The organism is uncultured Nostoc sp. (genome assembly GCF_964245445.1).
Lineage (GTDB): Bacteria > Cyanobacteriota > Cyanobacteriia > Cyanobacteriales > Nostocaceae > Nostoc.
Genome location: NZ_CAXTNE010000176.1, coordinates 1 through 17,051, shown reverse-complemented (window position 1 = coordinate 17,051; position 17,051 = coordinate 1). Strand labels below are relative to the sequence as shown.

Annotated in this window: 17 protein-coding genes; 9 read left to right on the top strand and 8 right to left on the bottom strand. The window is 41.1% G+C overall.

Going from position 1 to position 17,051, the window contains the following annotated elements; all coding sequences use genetic code 11:
- Positions 1-268: 268 nt before the first annotated feature.
- Positions 269-2,260, bottom strand: a complete 1,992-nt coding sequence (locus tag ACFE90_RS24730) for an MASE1 domain-containing protein (RefSeq protein ID WP_375505107.1) — start codon at positions 2,258-2,260, stop codon at positions 269-271.
- 269 nt (positions 2,261-2,529) lie between these two features.
- On the opposite strand from ACFE90_RS24730, the gene ACFE90_RS24725 reads away from it, so the two are divergent.
- Entirely contained in the window at positions 2,530-3,150 is a 621-nt protein-coding gene (locus tag ACFE90_RS24725; protein ID WP_375505106.1) for a Uma2 family endonuclease, read from the top strand.
- 10 nt (positions 3,151-3,160) lie between these two features.
- Here ACFE90_RS24725 and ACFE90_RS24720 read toward each other — a convergent pair whose 3' ends face one another.
- From ACFE90_RS24720 to ACFE90_RS24705, 4 genes are all read right to left on the bottom strand, one after another.
- A complete protein-coding gene (locus ACFE90_RS24720) occupies positions 3,161-4,414 on the bottom strand; it encodes an FAD-dependent hydroxylase (protein WP_375505105.1) in 1,254 nt (417 codons plus the stop codon).
- A gap of 188 nt (positions 4,415-4,602) precedes the next feature.
- Positions 4,603-4,794 carry a hypothetical protein gene (locus tag ACFE90_RS24715; protein WP_375505104.1) on the bottom strand — a complete coding sequence of 64 codons (192 nt, stop codon included), beginning with the start codon at positions 4,792-4,794 and terminating at the stop codon, positions 4,603-4,605.
- Between the two features lie 211 nt (positions 4,795-5,005).
- Positions 5,006-5,764, bottom strand: coding sequence for a YebC/PmpR family DNA-binding transcriptional regulator (locus tag ACFE90_RS24710; RefSeq protein WP_375505103.1), 759 nt, complete (start codon positions 5,762-5,764; stop codon positions 5,006-5,008).
- A 212-nt stretch (positions 5,765-5,976) separates the two neighbouring features.
- A complete protein-coding gene (locus ACFE90_RS24705; protein WP_375505102.1) occupies positions 5,977-7,161 on the bottom strand; it encodes a S41 family peptidase in 1,185 nt (394 codons plus the stop codon).
- A gap of 66 nt (positions 7,162-7,227) precedes the next feature.
- Between ACFE90_RS24705 and ACFE90_RS24700 the strand changes: the two genes are divergently transcribed.
- A complete protein-coding gene (locus ACFE90_RS24700; RefSeq protein ID WP_375505101.1) occupies positions 7,228-7,428 on the top strand; it encodes an AAA family ATPase in 201 nt (66 codons plus the stop codon).
- Positions 7,429-7,445: 17 nt separating this feature from the next.
- On the opposite strand, the gene ACFE90_RS24695 is transcribed toward ACFE90_RS24700, so the two are convergent.
- The 3 genes from ACFE90_RS24695 to ACFE90_RS24685 all read right to left on the bottom strand — a co-directional run bounded on the left by ACFE90_RS24695 (position 7,446) and on the right by ACFE90_RS24685 (position 9,775).
- Positions 7,446-9,014: a metallophosphoesterase family protein gene (locus ACFE90_RS24695; protein WP_375505100.1), complete on the bottom strand. Its 1,569-nt coding sequence runs from the start codon at positions 9,012-9,014 to the stop codon at positions 7,446-7,448.
- Positions 9,015-9,126: 112 nt separating this feature from the next.
- Entirely contained in the window at positions 9,127-9,552 is a 426-nt protein-coding gene (locus ACFE90_RS24690) for a type II toxin-antitoxin system VapC family toxin (RefSeq protein WP_375505099.1), read from the bottom strand.
- Positions 9,553-9,559: 7 nt separating this feature from the next.
- The gene (locus ACFE90_RS24685) at positions 9,560-9,775 is read right to left on the bottom strand and encodes a hypothetical protein (protein WP_375505098.1); all 216 of its coding nucleotides are present in this window, start codon (positions 9,773-9,775) and stop codon (positions 9,560-9,562) included.
- Between the two features lie 558 nt (positions 9,776-10,333).
- Between ACFE90_RS24685 and ACFE90_RS24680 the strand changes: the two genes are divergently transcribed.
- The 7 genes from ACFE90_RS24680 to ACFE90_RS24650 form a co-directional block, all read left to right on the top strand.
- Positions 10,334-11,491, top strand: coding sequence for a sulfate ABC transporter substrate-binding protein (locus ACFE90_RS24680; protein WP_375505097.1), 1,158 nt, complete (start codon positions 10,334-10,336; stop codon positions 11,489-11,491).
- 84 nt (positions 11,492-11,575) lie between these two features.
- Complete coding sequence (locus ACFE90_RS24675; protein ID WP_375505096.1) at positions 11,576-12,577, top strand: PstS family phosphate ABC transporter substrate-binding protein; 1,002 nt, start codon at positions 11,576-11,578, stop codon at positions 12,575-12,577.
- 49 nt (positions 12,578-12,626) lie between these two features.
- Positions 12,627-13,568: a phosphate ABC transporter permease subunit PstC gene (gene pstC / locus ACFE90_RS24670; RefSeq protein WP_375505095.1), complete on the top strand. Its 942-nt coding sequence runs from the start codon at positions 12,627-12,629 to the stop codon at positions 13,566-13,568.
- Between the two features lie 11 nt (positions 13,569-13,579).
- The gene (pstA, locus tag ACFE90_RS24665; protein WP_375505094.1) at positions 13,580-14,479 is read left to right on the top strand and encodes a phosphate ABC transporter permease PstA; all 900 of its coding nucleotides are present in this window, start codon (positions 13,580-13,582) and stop codon (positions 14,477-14,479) included.
- Positions 14,480-14,530: 51 nt separating this feature from the next.
- Complete coding sequence (pstB, locus tag ACFE90_RS24660; protein ID WP_375505093.1) at positions 14,531-15,358, top strand: phosphate ABC transporter ATP-binding protein PstB; 828 nt, start codon at positions 14,531-14,533, stop codon at positions 15,356-15,358.
- 262 nt (positions 15,359-15,620) lie between these two features.
- Entirely contained in the window at positions 15,621-16,043 is a 423-nt protein-coding gene (locus ACFE90_RS24655) for a hypothetical protein (RefSeq protein ID WP_375505092.1), read from the top strand.
- An 82-nt stretch (positions 16,044-16,125) separates the two neighbouring features.
- On the top strand, positions 16,126-17,051 hold a 926-nt coding region (locus ACFE90_RS24650; protein ID WP_375505091.1), incomplete at its 3' end, for a DHH family phosphoesterase.

Genomic DNA, 17,051 nt, shown 5'->3' with positions numbered 1-17,051 from the left:
CCGAAATAACAAATGCGAACGCCGAAATAACAAATGCGATCGCTGAAATAACAAATGCGATCGCTGAAATAACAAATGCGATCGCTAAAATAACAAATGCGAACGCTAAAATAACAAATGCGTAGGTGTAGCCTGCACTTCGACTCTTCTCTACCAGAGGCTGCGCCAACGACAAGCTCAGGGCAGGCAAAAGCTCAGTGACCACCGTAGGCATCGCCGAAATAATAAATGCGATTGTTAGGCTGATTAAGACATAAATTGTGCTTACTCAAGCAATCGTCTTAGCTTTTAGAGGAATCTCAATCACAAACTTTGTGCCTTTTCCCAGTGTGGATTTACACGAAAGATTACCGCCATGCTTCTGGGTCACAATTTGATAGCTCATAAACAAACCCAAACCAGCGCCTTTGCCAACGGGCTTGGTGGTGAAGAAAGGATCAAATAGTTTAGAGCGAATCTCTTTTGAAATGCCCATTCCATTGTCAGAAATCATAATCATCACTTGGTTTGTATCGATTTGACGAGTCTGAATCCAGATGGCATTGGGTTTGGCTGAAATGTCTTGGAACGAACGCCCCTGATTAGATTCTTCTAATGCATCAATAGCATTGCTCAAAAGATTCATAAACACTTGATTAAGGGAGCCAGCATCACATTCAATCAGTGGTAACTGACCATACTCTTTAGTAACCTGGATCTGTGGGCGAGTGGCTGTCGCTTGCAATCGATGTTGCAAAATCACCAAGGTACTATCAATCCCTTGATGAATGTCTACTGCTTTCAATCCTGTTTCATCCAAGCGCGAGAAGTTCCGCAGCGATAACACAATAGTAGAGATGCGCTCGGTACCAATTTTCATCGACTGAAGAATCTTGGTCATATCTTCCCGTAAAAAGTCCAGTTCAAGTTTATCCAACTCTGCGTGCAGGGCAATAGGTGGATTTGGATATTGCTGTTGGTAAATTTGCAATGCTCTCAACAAGCTTTGGATATATTCAGAAAGATAAGTCAAGTTGCCATTAATGAAACTAACCGGGTTATTAATTTCATGGGCAACCCCTGCCACCATCTGTCCCAATGCAGACATTTTTTCGCTGTGAAGCATTTGCAATTGAGTCCGTTTCAGTGTTTGTAGGGTTTGCTTCAGAGTCGTATTCTTTTGATTCAATTCTTCAGTTCTCTGCTTAACTCGAACTTCCAGAGTTTCATTGGTTCTAGCTAATTCAGCAAAAGCTAAACGCAGCTTATTTTCTGCTTGTGTTCGTTCTGTGATCGTTGCTGTTAGCACAAGAATGGTAAGTGTAATCACGCCAATAAACGATTGTAGTTCCATCAAAGATTGGTTGAGATCCGCAGACACAAAACCACCTTTGCCATTGACGGTTGCAATCACTGCGATCGCAGCCACAATAAAAGTTAACAGCGTTGCACCCGGCTGCCCCAGTCGAAAGGCAGACCAGAGCAACGTCGGAATTAACATATACTCCAGGTGATATCCCTGACCAAAAGCAACTTTGGCAATGACAATGACCAACCCTATCAGGATAACTGGCTCTACGATTAACCAGAATCTTAAACGGCGTGAATTTGCTCTTGAGTGTAGAAGATGAGGGAGATTTTCAGAATCCTCTGAGGTTGAACTGAGGGATAACCATTGCCAGATTGGATGTCGGTTTTTTTGAATGAATTGCCCCCAACTAAGCAGAATCGGGCTGACGATAAAAATTCCCGAAACATTAGAAATCCACCAGGTTAACCAGACTGTCCCATACGCTGTCCAGGGAACTTTACCACTTAAAGCCAAGCTAGCCACTCCAACAGTTGCATTGATGATCGGCCCCACCATGCCGGTTAAGATCAAAAATTTGAACACGTCGGTGACACGTTCTAAGGGATAGTGAAGGTTGGTAGTTTTCCGCAGCAGCAAGGCACCCAACAGAGTCCCCAGGGTTGTTCCGATCGCAATTCCCAGAACTGGCAGCGTTGAAATCACTAGGGATAAGAAACTTGTTGGATCTCGGAACGCCCAGAAGTTGGCAAGAAATGAACCCAGAAAAACACCGTACCCGATCCAGTTACCAAACAACAGAACAGCCCCAGCAGCAATTCCATCTGGGGGCCAAACTGGAGTCACATTCTGGGGTGTGGAGGCAAGGTGGCGTGAAATTTCAGCCATTTCATAATAGGCGATCGCTAAAACAACGGTGCTTCCTATTTGCCTTAGCCCATGAGGGAATATAGGGGATTTTTGTTGAATCATCTGTTTAGTGGCTGCTTGATATCAACGTTGCTTATCTTTACATAGAATGCCCTTTTCCTTTATAGTCGGAACATAAAGCAGTCATGAAAGTAGTTTACAAAAACCATTAAAACAAGCGGTTTGTCAAGCTTGTATTCAGAAAAACGTGGGTTATGATACGTTTCGCCACTTTCGGATTTATACCTTAGTGCTTAACCGTGGTGGAAAAGCTGTCCGCAGTCCCCTAGATTAGAGATAATATTTCTATCATCAGTAATTCTCTATCATCCATGACTCAAGCCATACCCAAGCTAGTAACCTTTGAGGAGTTTGTCGATTGGCTACCCGAAAATCGACGAGTCCGCTACGAACTGCATAAAGGAGAAATTTTTGAAATGGCGCAACCAGTAGGGGAACATGAGGAAGTAAAGGGTTTTTTAGCAAGAAAAGTAACAGTTGAATTTGACCGATTAGACCTCCCCTACTTTATGCCCAACCAAGTTATAGTTAGACCTCCTGAAAAAGATTCTGGTTACATCCCAGATGTGTTGGTGCTAAACCGTGCAAATCTGGAAAACGAAAAATTATGGAAAAAAGAATCTACCGTTAGTTTGGGCGCATCAATACCTTTGGCAATTGAAGTTGTATCAACCAACTGGCGAGACGATTATTACTTAAAATACGCTGATTACGAAGAGATGGGTATCCCGGAATACTGGATTGTCGATTATGCTGCTTTGGGTGGACGTAATTTTATCGGTAATCCCAAACAACCGACAATCACCGTATGTAACTTGGTTGATGAGGAATATCAAATAAGTAAGTTTCGAGATAGCGATCGCATTATTTCCCAAACATTTCCCGAATTGAATCTCACCCCAAACCAGATTTTTCAAGCTGCTGTGGTGTAGCCTTTAAGCCTTATCGTTTTGCTAATTCTGGAGTCCGCCCCTTCAAACCGATCATCAACTTCAGCATAAACACCTTTAATACAGGGACTCGCTGCAAAAACCATAAACCCAGCCGACGCACCAATACCACAGGTAAGAAGTTATTAGAAAACATCCGATCTAACAAATCGGTGAAACCTAAAATAGTCAGGTTTTCCAGCTTGCGCCAGCGTTCATAACCTTTGAGAATTTGAATGTCACCAATATCTTTACCCGCTTGGTGCGCTGTTTGGATTACTTGCGCCAAAGCTGCTGCATCTCGAATCCCTAGATTTAAACCTTGTCCACCCACAGGATGGCAATTGTGCGCCGCATCACCAATTAATGCCAGTCGGGGGAGAACATAGCGATCGCTTTGCATGAGTTGTACCTGGAATACAAAGCGATCGCCCAGTAATTCCAATTTCCCCATCTGATCACCATAGCGACGGGTAAGTTCTCTTAAAAATTGCTCATCATCTAAGGCACATAAAGCTTTTGCTTCTTCGTGAGGGGCTGTCCACACAATGCGGCAACGGTTCCCCGGTAAAGGTAAAATCGCAAAGGGCCCGCTAGACCAAAATCTTTCGTAAGCGGTGTTATTGTGGGGTTTTTCTGGTTTGACAAATGCCACGATGCAAGACTGCCAATATTTCCAGCCAGAGGTTTTGATACCAGCAGCTTGACGAATTGGCGATCGCGCCCCATCTGCTGCTATCAGTAATTTGCTGCGAACTGAGTATAACTGATCGGCAACTTTAATATCTATTGCTACTATATCTTTTTGGTATTGCGTATTTACCATTTCAGCCGGACATAGATAAGTCACATTTGCACAATCTTGGACAAACTCTTGCAAAGGTTGCAATAGCGCTTGGTGTTCCGCCACATAACCCAATGCTGTATCTATATCATTTGTGGTAAATTCCACCACATCGGGATAATCGGCATCAGAAAGACGAACTCGGCAATATTTGGCTATTTGAGGCAACATTTTGTCCCAAACTCCAATTCCTTGGTAAATTAGTGACGAAAGCTGATGAACTGCATAAGCTTGCCCTTTAGCTACAGCTGCTGATGCCACTTTCGCTTCAATCAGCAAGACACTCAAGCCAGAATCTTTTAAAGCGGAGGCTAGAGTTAACCCAATAATCCCACCGCCGACAATTACCAAATCATATTCATATCCCCGCAAGTCTGGCGGTGTAGGTTGAGGGGATATTTGCTCAAGCTGCGTTATGGTCATTGTTAAGTTAAGTTACAGCATCTTAACTCTTATTTTGACGCGATCGCGCCCTCATGAGCAAGTTAATTAAAAAACCCCTGCTGATTGGTAGGGATTTCAGCAGGGTTAAATAATACAATTATACTTTCACAGAAACCAACACTAAACTTTATTACAAAGCTACTAGAAACTTTTACAACTAATAGTAACTATTTATGATTAGTTTTAGGAGCTACATTTTTAGCATGACGCTTGTGATGTGTTTTATGATGTTTATTGTGATGAACTTTAGCGCCTTTTCCGCTAGCAGTATGGACAACTGCTTGAGCTTGAGATGCAAAAACGGTTACAGGTGCAGCAAAAATTAAAGCCAAAAGTAAAGCTTTAGCGAACTTATTCACTTAAAAATCCTCATCAGGTAATGAACAATCCAACTATCCAATAGGCGTATGTCATAGGTTTGTAATTGATATGAATCTTTCATGTCTATTTTTACATCCGTAAAATATAAGATTTACGTGAAATACTTGCTAGCATTTCCAATTACAATGTAGGATTTTGGACATCATCTAAAGAAGTGTTATCAGGCTATGATGGCTGTGTGAATTTTAATTAAGAAATGCTCAGAGCCATCAATTCTTCTGCTACATCAAAGTTAGCTGTGACATTTTGCACGTCATCCAAGCCTTCTAGAGTATCAATTAACTTGAAAAGCGATCGCGCCTGATCTGGATCGGTAACTTCTACACTATTACTAGGAATCCAGCGCAATTCGGCATCAGTTACTTTAAAGCCTTGCTCCTTGAGTGTCTGGCTAAGGATTTCTAAATTGCCAATGTCAGTAAATACCTCAGCCATCTCATCTTCAGTCATCTCATAAGACTGGGCACCGCCTTCGAGAGATGCTTCTAAAAGCTGTTCTTCATCAACCACACTCTGCACTACACAAACGCCTTTTTGGTCAAACATCCAGCTAACGCAACCTACTTCACCAAGATTGCCACCATTTTTACTGAAAGCTACACGCAAGTCAGCAGCAGTGCGATTACGATTATCTGTGAGGGCTTCGATTAAAATTGCTACACCACCAGGACCGTAACCTTCGTAGCGAATCGCTTCAAAGGTAGCATTATCCCCACCAGAAGTGCCTGCACCTTTAGCGATCGCTCGTTCAATATTATCATTGGGAATACTCGCTGCCTTTGCCTTGTCAATTGCCGTGCGAAGTTGAAAATTCAGCGCCGGATCTGGTACGCCGCTTCTAGCCGCAACGATAATCGCCCGCGATAACTGAGTAAAGGTTTTTCCCCTTTTTGCATCTACTAGCGCTTTTTGGCGCTTAATATTTGCCCATTTACTATGTCCTGCCATAATCTGAAATTATCAAAACTCTATTTAAGATTAAGATATAAACGCTTGCAATAACCACAACTTTAGATAATTGTGCAAGGCTAGATCAGAATGGCAAACAAAGTTGTTGTGAGGGAACTAAAAGAATTGACCAATCATTTTAAGCAACATTATTGGCGGGGTTGGTTAAAATTGCACGATCTCTGTGAAGGTTGGCGGCTTGCTAGAGAGACTTAACGGGAAAAGTCAGATTGAGAACTTATTAACTTTATTGCTTTCTCAAGACATTGATTGCCACTGTTTTTACATTCAGGAATCTGGATATCTGGCTGAACTCCCCTGCCCTCAATCGTACTGCCTTTAAGTGAAAACGTTTGAGAAATGGGAGCAAGTAGAATAAAACCTGGCCATCTCAACTTAAAAACTCCCCCTCCTAAAACTGAACCACTGGTGCGAACTCCTAATATTTTAGCGGCTGCGTGTTCTTGAGCGGCGGCTGCAAATACTTCACAAGCGGAGCCGCATTGCTCGTCAACTAAAACAAAATGAGGTCTGGGGTCTTTTTTGGCTTCAAACCGTGTTCGATACTCGATATAGTTCTTTTCCTCTGAGAGTTTAATCTCTGCAAGAGCTACATTTTTCACAGAGTCATCAAAATATCCGCGAAAGATATATGGCTGCTTGATTGCTGCACCACGTCGAGTTCTCTCTGTTGAAATCACTTTGTTGGGGCCAATAATGTTTTCAATGACATAGCTAATGCTAGACTGGACACCGCCCCCATTATCACGAAGATCGATTAAGATAGCTTTAGTTTTGGAAAGTTGAGCTAAAGCTTGCTCAACTGCCACTTTAGTAATTTGAGGGACAACAAAGCTTTTAACTTGAAGAATTCCGATCTCACCTCTTATTTGGGCTGAAACTGTAGGAGACTTTTTGGCTGTTGACACAGAAGGTTGATTAAATAAACGGAACAATTGTTCACCCTCTATAGGGTCAAAAACCCTCACATGAGATATTGACAGTTTTTCGAGTTGATTGTTAACAAGTTGCGTTAACTCTAACCTTGACCAAGTTTGTTTTGCATTAATTAGAGCAACTAAAGCTTTCAAATTCTGCTCTCGAAGTTGTTTTTTAAAGGTGGGATTAAAAATATTGTTATCAAGTGTTTGAAAAACATTATTAACAAATAATTTGGCGTCTGAGTCAGAAATAGTATCTGTGCTTTTTAATTTTGAGTCAGTGAACCAGTCCAATGTAATCTCTTGGTCTGGCTTGTGAGAATTTGGAATTGGCAATGATGATGAAAGGGTAAAGGCGGGCGAGGATACTAGTTTATTCTCAGGAAAACCCAGAATATTGAACAATATTGCCGCCGATATGGGGAGACTAATTATCTTTGTACACCTTGAACGCATACGCAACTTCTTTCAATGAACAGCTAATTATACTTTTTATCGTGTAGAACATCTACAGACAAAGGTGTGCAAGCGGCTAGCTATTACGGTGAGCCAGGAACAGGTAAGACACTTCCCGCCCATGCGATCGCTGATCGATTGGGCAAACCCATTCTGCTAACCAGTTATGGGGACATCGAAAGTAAGTTTCATGGCGAGAAACCCAAAAACTTGCAGGCTATCTTTTACGCTGCTGAGAGAAATGATGGTGTTCTGTTTAATGCTTAACTAAACTGTATTGCAGTTTAAATCACAAAAGGTTCAAGTTCGCGGTTATACCACTCATCTTCAAACCGTTCAGTAATCAGTGGTCTGATGATAAACTTGGGTGGGCTACCATCCAGAACATCAATCCGCACACATGAGTAAGGCAGGCGGTTCTGGAAATTGTAATCATGACGGCCCACAAAAAGCATTGAATCGGCAACTTTCCGAGTGGGTTTACCTGCAATTTCCGTAAAAGTCTCCATCAATTCAGTCCCCTCTCGCCGTTGATAACGGGGACGATGACCACTACCACCAGAGATAATGCAGTTAATGTGAGAGTCAGCAAATCCGGTATCAGTTGTGCAAAGATGCTCTAAACAGTGAGCGTGACCGTTTAAAATCAAATCCACTATGGGACGTTCTTTAATTAAAGAACCAAGAGTTTCTGCCACTTGTTCAAACACCCAGCGCAAGCGGTGGCGAACCGCCAAGGTTTGGGCCTGATGCCACTTTGTGGCTTCTGTAACGTAGGGTGGATGGTGGAAAAAAATAATCCGTCCGCGCACTTCGGAGTTGTTCCAAGATTCGATTAGTCTGGTACGCAACCATTCAAGTTGTTCAAAATCTATCGCAGGTATTTTTTGAGATGCCAATTGTTTTTCAATGTCGATTTTGATCTCGTTTATTTGGTCTAGTTTGGCGCTAAGTTCATCGAGTTGTTCCGCGTCGGTGGGTTTATCCGGGTTGAGGCTATCGCATATTCCCAAAATCTGCAATTCTTCTCGATCTATTTCCTGGCGACGCTTTTGCAATTTCTGGCGATAAATTTCTCCCTCTTGAGTTGCTGGTAAGGGCGATGGTGTATTAAAGGTATTAGAATCCAGTGCAAAAAAATCAATTCCGCCGTAACGAAAGGTATAATAGCGATTGGGTAAGCGGGTAAACTGTCCAGGTTCGTAACGCAAACAGCGCCCTGTGTCGGTCTTAGCAGTGTAGTGTTGATCTAAATGACGTTCTAATTCTGGAGAAGACATCGCTCCTGTATAGTCCATAAATGCCCGTGCATAAGCATTACCTTGATACGATCCATGCCAGCCAATCTCAATATCTTTGTAGCGCAACAGGCGACGTAATGAAGATGTTGTTCCAGTAAATAAACGGTACATCAACGGTACATCGTAGTAATCATGATTACCTGGTACTGGCAAGAATGGGAGATTAAACACCATGCGATCGTAGGGAATGTCTTTCGGGTTGTCGCCACCGACAAGAAATTCCCGGTAAGGTTCAATAAAGTTTGTCGAGTAATACTCTTGGGAACCCACCACATAAATTACATCGCCTGTGTGCAACACAAAACTGCAATCATCCTGGTGAGTCAGCATTAGTTCAGCAACTTTTCGTTGGGGGTGGTATGGAGAATGGGATTTGGTGCCGGAATCACCGATAACCATAAAGGAAAATTCTGCACTATCTTCTCTGCGATCATCAATAACTATGCTGGTTTGATCAATTCCCCGTTGCACAAAACTTGGATGCATCCACCGCACCCGTTCCTTCATCTTTTGAATTTTTACAGGAATCGGTGGATCGGAAATCAATTTCATGGCTGATAACTCTTGAATGCCTAATGCATAAGCCGATTGTAACGAAATATTTAATTGTTATTAGTCATTTGTCATTTGTGAATAACCAATACCAATGACTAATTCCCAACCTTTAAGGCAAATTTTCTCGCAGTAATGCTCGAAAGCCTGCTTGTTGAAAATGCTCATCAGCAGTCAATGCTTCCGTGATTCCGCTATATTGCATCACTATAAAAGATACGCAATCGACAAATCCCCATTCTTTCTCTGTTTGTTCTCGATATAGCTCGAAAGCACGTTCGTAGAGTTCCTGGGAGAGGGGGACAATTTCTACTTTAGAGTCTGCTACTAGAGAATTTAATAATATGATTGCCGCTTGACGATAAGGTTTTTGGGATAAAGCATTGCCAATTTCCAACATTACCGCCTGTGTTGTCACCAAACGAGTTTCTGCTGCTTGTAACATTTTAGCCAGATGTAAGGCTCGGTCATGCAAGCGATCGCTCGGTGCAGATAAGGCAATGGCAAATGATGTATCAAGAAAGACTTCAGAATGCATGGAAAGTTTACTTACCGTATAAATATTTATCTATATTGGTACACCAATCCGGTGGCCCATCTAATTTGAGCGATCGCGCTGTTTGTAAAAATGATACCGTTTCATGTTCACCTGGCGGTAAAATTTCAATACTGATTCGCACGCGGGTATTGATTGGCAGTGCGATCGGTTCAGCCGGATAGAACACTTTGCCATTAAAGACAGCTGTGATTTTTTCTACCATTGTTTGCAAAAAGTGCTTTTACTCTATCCTAAGCTGGTTGTAGCAATACGGGTAGAGTAAACGACGCAATAACTAGTGAAGATACTTATACTGATCTTACGAATTATATCGATTTTTCAGAATTGCCTCAGCTACCAACTGAACTAATATTCATTCGTAACAGGTTAAGACGAAATCATTTTTATCAATAGTAATTAAGTTATAAATTAGCCACTCAATAGAGTATTAAATTAAATTTCGTACTGAAGTCTTCGGGTAAAAATGAATGATGCATTTAAATATAATGCGTAGGATAATGCGTAGGCATTGCCAGCTTAAAAATTGTGTTTTCTACCTTGATATCAGCATAATTCTAAGTATTATAGCTCATTGACATATTTATTTTCTGAATCTCTTACTGACGATTAATGTTGCTCAAATCACTAGTCTCGGCTATTTATAAACTCCTGACTTAGTAAAAATAATTGAAGCCAGACTAGAACTATTGTTCTATATATCCTATAATCTTTTTAATTACGGTATCTGCCTAGAAATACCGTATATTTAGGGGTGATTCTGATGAGTAAGTCGCAACAACTGACACAATTAAGTAAATTTCTAAGTGAGGGTATACAGGCTTATGCCATGAAAGCTTTGCAGACTATACAACTCTCGTATAAACACACAATTAGGAGTTGGTTCAATAGACACACTGTGCAAAGCTTTGTGAGTCTGTTTCTCATAGGTGCTTTTTTGAGTATAGCAGTTGCCTCCTGCTCTGGAAGCAGTTCAGCTAGCAAAAACGATGTTAAGTTAAAACTCGTTTCTTTTTCTGTTACCAAAGCAGCTCATGACCAGATAATCCCCAAATTTGTCCAAAAGTGGAAGCAAGAACATAACCAAAACGTCACATTTGAGCAAAGTTATGGAGGTTCTGGCGCTCAAGCAGCTGCTGTCATAGCCGGTTCGCAAGAAGCAGATATAGTACATTTGGCACTTCCCCTGGATGTCAACAGAATTCAGCAAGCGGGTTTAATTAAATCAGGTTGGGAAACCGAAGCTCCGAGAAGTGGTATTGTTAGCAAATCGGTTGCTGCGATCGTAACTCGCGAAGGCAACCCTAAAGGCATCAATACTTGGGCAGACTTGGCAAAAGATGGCGTAAAAGTAATTGCGGCTAACCCAAAAACTTCTGGTATTGCTATCTGGGAATTCTTGGCTTTTTGGGGTTCGGTGAGTCTAACAGGCGGTGATGAGGCGACAGCGCTAGATTATGTCACCAAAGTTTATAAGAATACTCCTATTCTGACAAAAGATGCCCGTGAAGCAAGCGATTTATTTTTCCAAAAAGGTCAGGGAGATGTTTTAATCAACTACGAAAATGAGGTGATTTTGGCGGGTAAAAATGGGACTAAGTTACCTTATGTTGTACCCCAAGTCAATATTTCCATTGATAATCCTGTAGCAGTAGTCGATAAAAACGTCGATAAGCACGGTACAAGAGAAGTTGCACAAGCTTTTGTTGATTTTCTTTACTCGACAGAAGCTCAACGGGAATTTGCAAAATTACAATATCGTCCTGTTAACCCTACCGTTACCCAAGAAGTAGTATCAAAATATCCGCCAATTAAAACTTTATTCACATCTCAAGATTTAGGTGGTTGGGATATTATCCAGAACAAGTTTTTTGGAGATGGGGCAATTTTTGACAAAGTGCAAGCTGCGAAAAAAGCATGATATCTATTTTCTCATGCAGCATTCTCTACTTGCAGCTAGCCAAACATAAGCAATTCGCAGTCATTTTATCTCAATTGATAATTTATGAGCTTTCGTAGCCGATTTAAGAATAGCCTTTTCCTGACATTTTTAATGATTATTACCAGCAGTATCACTGCTTGTAGCAGTAATGAGGAAAAGAAAAGTCAGGTGAGTATTGATGGTGCAGCTGTAGGTTTTCCTATTTCTTTAGCAGTTGCAGAAGAATACGGTAAAGTCAAACCTGAAGCTAAAGTAAGCGTTGCCTCAAGTGGTACTGGTGGTGGTTTCAGTAAATTTTGTAATGGCGATATTGATGTAGCTGGTGCTTCTCGCACCATTAGAGATGAAGAAATCAAAAAATGTCAAAGTAAGAATATTAAATTTGTAGAGTTGCCTATAGCTTTAGATGGCATCGCCGTGATTGCTAATCGCCAAAATAACTTTGCCAAATGTCTAACTATTAAGGAATTGGGTAAGATTTGGGGCGGCAAATCAGACGGCAAAATATTGACATGGAATCAAGTTAATCCCAAGTTTCCTAACGAAAAGCTGAAGTTGTATGCTCCATCTTCTGATACGGGAACATTCGATTATATGACTCAAGCTGTGACTGGCAAAGCCAAGAATGGCCGTACAGACTACACTGCCACTCAGAATCAAAACCTTCTCGTCCAAGGAGTGTCAGGTGATGTAACAGCCTTGGGTTATGTAGGAATATCTTACTACATTCAAAATCAAGAAAAACTGAATCTAGTCGCTGTAGAAAGCCTGACAGGAAAGTGTGAAAAACCAGTTCCAGTGGATAATGTAATTAAAAATATCTATACACCTTTGTCTCGTCCTCTCTTCATCTATGTCAGTAAAAAATCTTTAGATACTAAGCCAGCAGTAAAAGAATTTGTAAATTTTTATCTAGAAAATTCTTGGAAGTGGGTAGATAGTGTTGGTTATGTAGCATTACCTGATGAAGCTTACCTCAAAGTAAAACAAAAATTTGCTACTGGTGAAACTGGGACAAAGTTTAAAAAAGCAAAACCAGGTGAACCGATCACAAACTTCATTTAAATAAAGTCCTAGTCATTGTAGTCTGAGTGTAGTTAAAACTTAACTGTTTATGCAAAATACCAATTCTCAAGACAAGCCTTATCTACTATCCAGACAGTCACTGGATAAAAATCCATCTGAAGATATCTCAGAAAAGATTGTTGCGGCAGTTTTATTTGCTTGTGCTTTAGTTTCAGTTTTAACTACCTTTGGGATTGTTGTAATTATCTTTCAAGAGACATTCGGTTTTTTCCAAGAAGTTTCATTTGCCCAATTTTTTCTTGATACTAAATGGACGCCTTTATTTGCTAATAGACATTTTGGTGTTTGGCCATTGATTAATGGCACTTTTTTGACTACAGCTATTGCTATGGCAGTAGCTGTTCCTTTGGGTTTATCTTCTGCTATTTATTTGAGTGAATATGCTGAACCGAAAGTGGCTGCAATTTTACGTCCAGCAGTCGAACTTTTGGCGGGAGTACCTACAGTAGTATATGGTTACTTTGCGCTGTTGTTCCTTACGCCATTGCTGCGGAATTTTATCCCTTTAGAAATATTCAACGCTTTGAGTGCGGGGTTAATGATGGGGGTAATGATTACTCCTACTGTTGGTTCTATCAGCCTAGATGCTATTCGAGCAGTTCCACGCTCATTGCGAGAAGGAGCTTATGCTTTAGGTATCACTAAACTGGAAACCATTTTTAAAGTAGTTCTACCAGCCGCGCTTTCTGGAATCATAGCCTCGATTATTTTGGGTATTTCTCGAGCTGTGGGTGAAACCATGACTGTCCTCATCGCCGCCGGACAACAACCAAGACTAACTGTTAATTTTGCTGAATCAATAGAAACAATGACAGCTTACATGGCACAAATTTCTGGTGGAGATAGTCCACGTGGTAGTCTCAATTTCAAGACATTATATGCTGTAGGCGCTGTTCTGTTTCTACTTACCCTTGCTTTGAATATTGTTAGTTACTGGATTGCTAATCGCTTTAAAGAAAAATACGACTAACATAGATATATATGGCTACAAGTTATCAACAAGATGATTCTCTAGATTCTGCGGCAGAATTTACCGATAATGTTGAGAGTAGGGAGACATTAGGGAAAGTATTTGAAGTACTTTTTTTGTTAGGATTGCTGATTGGTTTATTTATCCTAGCGTTGCTACTTTTTGATATTTTTAAAGACGGATTAGGCAGATTTTTGTCACCCGGCTTTCTCACGGAAACTCCTTCTCGTTTTCCTGACCAAGGTGGTATCCGTCCTGCAATTATCAGCAGCATTCTTTTAGGGTTGGTTGTAATTTTAGTGACTGTCCCAATTGGTGTAGGAGCAGCTTTATATCTAGAAGAGTATGCACCTAAAGCTTGGTGGACAGCGATTATTGAGATTAATATCAGTAATCTGGCGGGTGTACCTTCTATCGTCTATGGATTGCTGGGTTTAGGGGTTTTCAATTATTTGCTTGGATTTGGCCCCGCTTTGATTTCCGGTGCATTAACTTTATCTTTGTTGTCTTTACCAGTAATTATTGTGACAGCTAGAGAAGCAATTCGCGCTGTCCCAGATTCCCTAAGAAATGCTTCTTACGGATTAGGTGTCACAAAATGGCGAACTATTAGCAATCATGTCATACCATACGCTGTTCCCGGTATTCTGACGGGGGTGATTATCTCTGTATCCCGCGCTATTGGTGATGCAGCCTCTCTGATTGTTGTAGGCGCTGTGGGTTTTCTCACCTTTAACCCTGGTTTATTTCAGAGATTTATGGCATTACCCATTCAAATTTACAGTTATATAACTCGTCCTGAACCGGGTTTTGCTAGTGCAGCAGCAGCCACAATTATTGCGTTGTTAATCTTGATTTTAGTTTTAAATGGCGTAGCAATTTATATTCGACAACGCTTCTCAATAAATTAGGTAATTAAATATCTAATTCGATACATTCACGGTTATTAGGAGTTCAACCAAATGACTTATAGCAATAGTAGAAGTCAATCAGATAGCGCCACAATAGACCAAGACAAGGGCGTATTCAATGTTGAAGGGGTGAAAGTCTTTTATGGGGGATTTCTGGCACTTTTAGATGTTTATATAAAGATTCCTGAAAAACAAATTATTGCTTTTATTGGCCCTTCAGGATGTGGTAAAAGTACCTTACTGCGTTGCTTCAATCGGATGAATGATTTAATCCCTGGAGCTAGGGTAGAAGGGAGACTGAATTATCGCGATCGCAATATTTACGATCCTAAGATAAATTCTGTAAAATTACGCCGCCAAGTCGGAATGGTTTTTCAAAGACCAAATCCTTTCCCCAAGTCAATATACGAAAATATTTCCTTTGGGCCGCGTGCTAACGGTTATAAAGGTAACATTGATGAATTGGTGGAAGATTCTCTCAGACGCGCTGCTATCTGGGATGAAGTCAAAGATAAACTCAAAGAGAAGGGAACTGCATTATCTGGCGGACAACAGCAACGACTTTGCATAGCAAGAGCGATCGCCATGAAGCCAGATGTATTATTAATGGATGAACCATGTTCTGCTCTCGACCCCATTTCTAGCCGCCAAGTAGAAGAACTTTGCTTAGAACTCAAGGAGCAATACACCATCATTATGGTGACTCACAATATGCAGCAAGCTTCCAGAGTCGCAGATTTCACGGCTTTCTTCAATACAGAAATTGACGAGCATGGCAAACGTCGCGGAAAATTAGTTGAGTTTAATCCTACAGCCCAAATGTTCAGCTCTCCTCAAACTAAAGAAGCTGAGGATTATATTAGTGGACGTTTCGGTTAAATTTGTAATTCGTAATGACGGTAGGGAATGCGTTGTAGTTCTAATTATGATGTGAGTTTGACAAACCTCTCCCTGCTTTGAACTAAAGTTCAAGTCTGTCCCTCTCCGAGTCGGAGAGGGACGGTTTTGCGTAGTAAAACCAAGGAGAGGTTTTTTGATTACTATATAAGCTGTCGAATTTACGTTAATTGTGGAAAATATGCTGAGGCTTAATAGTACTAAATTAAAGTAATATTTCAGTTTAGTACTTATACTGTGTATTATGTTTAAGCCACTGTCATTTGCTTTAGTTGTAGCTACCGTTCTAGTTGCATCAATCAATAATCCCAGTGCCACTTTCGCTCGTACTTGTGCCTCTAAGTGTGGGTCGCACCCAATTCAGTTTACACCTGGGCAAAGTATCCGAGTTGAAGTTATAAATAGCACACCTAACTTAATCAAAATCCAAAAACCCTCTGGGACTGATGCAATATCCTTGAGTCCAGGACAGAAATTAAATCTAGAACAAATAGAGAGTACAGAGGCAAATACATCTCTGATATTTTGGAGCGAAAAGGGTTTATCACTACAAGCAATTGTCTCCAAACCTAACTTTGGCACATTGCGGCTCGAACTCCGTCCGATGCGCTCTCCTGGCGATCGCTCGTTATATATTATGGATGATGGTAGGATAAACGTGTTTTAGATAGCAAATAATGTTATTAGTTATGAGTTAAGAAACAACTTTCAATTCAACACTCATAACTAAAAACTCCTAACTTTGTATTGTGCTAGACCGACCTGTATCTGAACTATCAAAGCCTCGCAGGCGTTTACCCGATCAGCGCTGGCAAATTTATCCACAAAAACCAGAATTTGCCCAAAATCTGGCAGCTTTGACAAACATTTCACCCATTGTCAGCCAGTTGTTGATTAATCGGGGTATGGAAACACTAGAACAGGTACAAGCATTTTTAAATCCAGAGTCTCTAGTCTTACCTTCGCCCTTAGAAGATTTCCCAGATTTGGCGATTAGTTTGGAGTTGTTGCAAAATGCGATCGCTTCTCAAACAAAAATTGCTATTTGTGGTGATTACGATGCTGATGGGATGACCAGCACTGCTCTACTTTTACGTAGTCTACGCACTTTAGGCGCACAAGTAGATTATGCTATTCCCAGCCGGATGCACGAAGGTTACGGTATCAATAAACGCATAGTTGAAGAATTCCACAGCGAAGGTGTGGGATTAATTCTGACTGTAGATAATGGCATCTCTGCGTTTGAACCAGTTGCTAGAGCTAGAGAACTTGGTCTTGCAGTGATTATCACCGATCACCACGATATACCCCAAAAATTACCACCAGCTAACGCTATCCTCAACCCCAAACTAATAGCTGAATCCTCACCTTATCGGGGTGTTGCTGGTGTTGGTGTTGCCTACATTTTGGCAGTGTCTCTAGCACAACAGCTAGGGGAGACTAAGGGCTTGATCCAGCCGATGCTAGCACTATTTACGCTGGGAACGATCGCAGATTTAGCCCCCTTAACTGGCGTAAATCGCCGTTGGGTAAAACGTGGTTTACAGCATTTACCCAAATCCAACTTAGCTGGTATACAGGCGTTGATTCAAGTAGGTGGCGTGCAGGCGAGGGGAGATGAGAGAGCAGGGGAAGCAGGGCGACAAATTACTTCCTCATCTCCCTTATCCCTCCC